The 4255-nt window shown below is 71.4% G+C and carries 4 protein-coding genes; 3 read left to right on the top strand and 1 reads right to left on the bottom strand.

The window, feature by feature from the left end; genetic code table 11:
* The first annotated feature begins 970 nt into the window (after window positions 1–970).
* Complete coding sequence (locus tag E6J59_15440) at window positions 971–1552, top strand: GNAT family N-acetyltransferase (GenBank protein ID TMB17888.1); 582 nt, start codon at window positions 971–973, stop codon at window positions 1550–1552.
* Between the two features lie 264 nt (window positions 1553–1816).
* On the top strand, window positions 1817–2230 hold the full coding sequence (locus E6J59_15435; GenBank protein ID TMB17887.1) for a hypothetical protein: 414 nt from the start codon (window positions 1817–1819) through the stop codon (window positions 2228–2230).
* On the opposite strand, the gene E6J59_15430 is transcribed toward E6J59_15435, so the two are convergent.
* Entirely contained in the window at window positions 2200–3234 is a 1035-nt protein-coding gene (locus E6J59_15430; GenBank protein ID TMB17886.1) for a hypothetical protein, read from the bottom strand. The two genes, E6J59_15435 and E6J59_15430, sit on opposite strands and share 31 nt — an antisense overlap.
* A gap of 52 nt (window positions 3235–3286) precedes the next feature.
* On the opposite strand from E6J59_15430, the gene E6J59_15425 reads away from it, so the two are divergent.
* Window positions 3287–4063 carry a methyltransferase domain-containing protein gene (locus E6J59_15425; protein ID TMB17885.1) on the top strand — a complete coding sequence of 259 codons (777 nt, stop codon included), beginning with the start codon at window positions 3287–3289 and terminating at the stop codon, window positions 4061–4063.
* Window positions 4064–4255 lie beyond the last annotated feature (192 nt).

Raw genomic sequence — 4255 nt, 5'->3', positions numbered from 1 at the left:
GACAGGCGCTTTGTCCGAAACGTATTTCAGCTCCGGAGGGTGGTCCAGGCTCCGGAGCGTAGTCCGGGGATCTTCAGCCCGGCGGGGCGCAGGGGGGACGTCGGATATCGGGGCGTTCGGTCACCTTCGGGCCTTTATCCGATGCCCCGTCGGGAGGGTTCCATGGCTGCCAGCAGCCTACGCGCGGCGATTGGTCTCCTGGTTCTTGCCGGGCTTGCTGCGCCGCCGGCAGGCAGCACGCCCCCCTGCAGTCGGAAGAACTGTAAGGAAGAGATCCTGGCGTGCGAAGCAGCGGCAGCCTGCGATGGCTTGAGCGCTAACGCAAGAAGCACGTGTCACAAGGAATGCGTGCAGCAGGCCCTCGCCGGCTGCGAGGCAGGCCGCAGTCTGTGCACGCCGCCGACACCGTGCAGCGGGGGATCGGTTCCGGAGTGCGCCGGGGTTTGCCCGCCGAGCGAAGAGTGCGAGGCGCACCTGGATTTCGCGCCGTTCTTCTTCGGCTGCGTCTGTTTCCCGGCCGGGGTCACCCCGTGCCTCGAGTCCGCGTATCCGCAGTGCGGCGGCACCTGCTTCGAGGGCGACGTCTGCCAGGCCATTCACGTCGGCCCTGACGAGCGTGGCGACGCGCGTCTTTGTGCCTGCGTATCCCCGAACGCAACGTGCGGTCCCCCCCCGCCCGAAACCTGCCAAAGCGCGGGGGTCTGCCCGCTGGGATCCGCATGCCATTCCCAGTTCGTCGGCACTCCTCAATTGGAGGTCTGCGGCTGCGATGCTCCGTGACCGCGGGGCACCTACCAGGGTGTCTGATCACGCCGCGAGGCGACGCAGCACCTCCGCCACCACCGGGGCCAGATCCGGCCCTACGCACAGCCTGGGTGGGGATGCGCGCCGCTTCCTGCCGCTTCCTAGTGTCGGGTACGAGGTACGAAGTACGGGCCACTCGTCACGGCCCAAGTCTCCAGAGTCCGATATGGCTCGGGGAACGGTCTTGATCGATCTTGACGACGTTCGGTTCCGATCGGCGTGTGCGATCGACGCACGGGCCGTCGCCAGGCTCCATGCCGACAGCTGGCGGCGGCACTATCGAGGCGCGTACTCCGACGCCTTTCTGGACGGCGACGTCGTCCAGGACCGTCTGTCCGTATGGATCGGGCGTCTCAGCGACCCCCTACCGGAGACATGCACAATCATCGCCGCGCGCGACGGCGTCGTCGTGGGGTTCGCACACGGCGTTCTCGGCGAGGACCCGACCTGGGGCGCCCTCCTCGACAACCTCCATGTGGCACATGGACTGACGAGACGCGGCATCGGGACCCGCCTGTTGAGCCTGATCGCGCAGGCCGTCGTCGAACGGACGCCCTCGTCGGGCTTGTACCTGTGGGTACTCGAACAGAACACCGACGCGCAGGCCTTCTACGCGGCGCGAGGCGGTACCTGCGTCGGGAAGGAGTTCGCCCTGCCTCCAGGCGGCGATCCTCGCCGGCTCAACGGCGCACCGGTGAAGCTCAGGTATGCCTGGCCATACCCATCGAAGCTCCTGGCAGGCGCGTGAACGAAAGGGAGTTCCAAGGCCGCAGCATGGCTATGATAAGGGCGGCCACGGGGAAGCCGGTGAACGGGGGATCAGGCGCCGCCCAAGCCGTTGGAGCCGACCGCCGGCAAGCCGTATGGACCTCCTCCTGTCGATGCGAGCGGGAGTGTCGGGCGAAGTCGTCTTCGTATCCGCAGGTCGGTGCAAACCAGTGACGTCCAGGTGCTCACGCGCGCCGAGAGGTGAACTGCCGTGACGGCATTGCCAACCTGGATGCGACGCGCGTTGTTCGCCACCGCCGGGATGAACATCGGTGGCGCCGCTCTATTTACTCCACCCGCCCGCGCCTTGCGGGCAGTCGCGGGACTCCCGCAGGCTGAGCACCCGCTCTACCTCGCCACCGTCAGCATGTTCGTTCTGCTTTTCGGGTTCGGCTATCTGTGGGCCGCGGCGGCGGGTCGTGCCGACCGTCTCTTCATCACGGTCGCGGCCGTCGGCAAGCTGTCGTTCTTTGCGCTGCTCGTGTGGTTCTGGGCCGTCGGCGCGCTGCCGGTACGTGCCCCCCTGGTGGGGACGGGCGATCTCGTCTTCGGGATACTCTTCGTGGTGTGGCTCTACGGTACCCGAGCAGAGGTTCCGGCCGCGCAGCTGCTTCGCGGGCGCGCGGATCAGGCCCCCGTCGCGTCCCAGCCGAGGTAGTGCACCCCGGGCAGCGGCTCGGGCGCGTGGAGCTCGAGCGCCGCGCCCTCGGTGCAGGTGAGGCGGCGCGGCGGACGCCACGGGGCCAGGGGATGGGCGCGGCGGCGGAGCTCGAGCGTCACCGACGCGACGTCGCTCTGCGCCACGTGGACGTCCCACCCCGCCGGGTCGCGGTAGACGTAGCCGGCGAGCGTGCGCGGATCGCACCACGCCACGGCGCGCAGCGCGCGGGTCGCGGAGGTGGAGCGGAACTCGAGGCGCGCGGGGCCGCGGACCTCGACCCGGTTGCCGGCGAGCGCCGCGAGCCCGCGCCGATCGAGCACGCTGTGGGCGGTGCGAAACCAGATCGGCACCAGGCGCGGCGCGCCGGGCCGGCGGCGCAGGCGCACGGCCGTCGCCTCCAGGCAGGCGGCGACCTCCTCGTCGAAACGCGGGCAGTAGAGCCAGTACAGCTCCTCCACTCGGCGCGTGCCCCAGATGTGCTTCTGCACGGTGGGCGCGCCGTCGAGCTCGCGCCGGACACCGTCGACGCTCACCCAGCCGCTGCACGCGATCTCGCTGTTGGCGTGCGCCACGCGCGTCGGCAGCGGCAGGTGATGGAGGAGCCACGGGGCGCGCCGCGCCTCGCGCGCCGCGGGGGCGAGGCGCAGCGCCCAGGCGATGCGGTGCCCGCCGCTCTCCACCTCGCCGCGGCAGGCGTCGTTGCGCAGCTCGGCCGCGCCGAGGCGGATCGCGAAGCGCTCCGGCGAGCCGGCGTGATAGTCCTCCGCGCCGAGGATGTGCTTCACCGCGATCGCCGGTTCGCGCGCCCGCGCGTCGAAAGCCGCCGCCCAGAGCGTGGCCCGCGGCGTGCCGGGCTGCAGCCCCGCCGCCGGGGCGAAGGTGGTGTAGCGCAACCACCACGCCCGCCGGGCCGCGGCCTCGAACACGACCAGGAACCAGATCTCGAAGAACCCGGCCTGGCCGCTCCAGCGCGGCCGGTTCGCGGCGTCGCTCGATCGCATGGCCGGCGGCGGTTGTAGTCGATCGGGGCGGCGGATAGGAAGCTCGTCCTGCATGACGCGTGACGCCTGGGACCCGGCGCAGTACGAGCGCTTCCGCGACGAGCGCGCGCGGCCCTTCCTCGACCTGCTGGCGCTCGTCCGCCCGTGCCCCGGGATGCGGGTGGTCGATCTCGGGTGCGGCACGGGCGAGCTGACCGCGCGTCTCCACGACGAGCTCGCGGCGGGCGAGACGCTCGGCGTCGACCGCTCCGAGGCGATGCTCGCGCGGGCGCGGCCGCGCGCGAAGGATGGGCTCCGCTTCGAGGCGGGCGACATCGCCGCCTTCGCGGCGCGCGCGGCCTACGATCTCGTCTTCTCGAACGCCGCGCTCCACTGGATCGATGACCACGCGGTGCTGTTCGCGGGCCTGACGGCGGCGCTCCGCCCGGGCGGCCAGCTCGCGGTGCAGATGCCCGCCAACTTCGACCACCCCGCCCATGTGGTCGCCGCCGAGGTGGCGGGCGAGGCGCCCTTTCGCGATGCGCTTGGCGGGCATGCGCGCTCCGGGCGCGCCGTCCTCCGGCCCGAGGAGTACGCGCTGCTCCTCGAGCGCCTCGGCTACGCGGAGCAGCACGTGCGTCTCCAGGTCTACGGCCACCGGCTGGCGGCACGCGACGAGGTGGTCGAGTGGGTGAAGGGCACGCTGCTCACCGACTACCAGCGCCGGCTGCCGGCGGAGCTCTACGCGCGCTTCGTGGCGCGCTACCGCGAGCGCCTGTTGCCCGCGCTCGAGGACACGCGCCCGTACTTCTTCACCTTCAAGCGCGTGCTCCTCTGGGCGCAGCGCTGACGGCGAGATTCAGCGCCGGGCGGGGTAGAGGGGCAGGGGCTCGACCGGCATGTCGAGCGCGACCAGCTGGCCCGTGCCGGCGAGCGTCACGTAGAGCGCGCCGTCGCCGAGGCAGCAGTTCGTGGGCTCGCTCCCGGCGCCCATCTCGACGATGTCCCGCACCTCTCCGTCCGGCTCGAAGATGACCACCAC

This window comes from Deltaproteobacteria bacterium, assembly GCA_005879795.1.
Taxonomy (GTDB): Bacteria; Desulfobacterota; Binatia; order DP-6; family DP-6; genus DP-6.
This window is presented reverse-complemented; position numbering and strand designations above follow the sequence as displayed.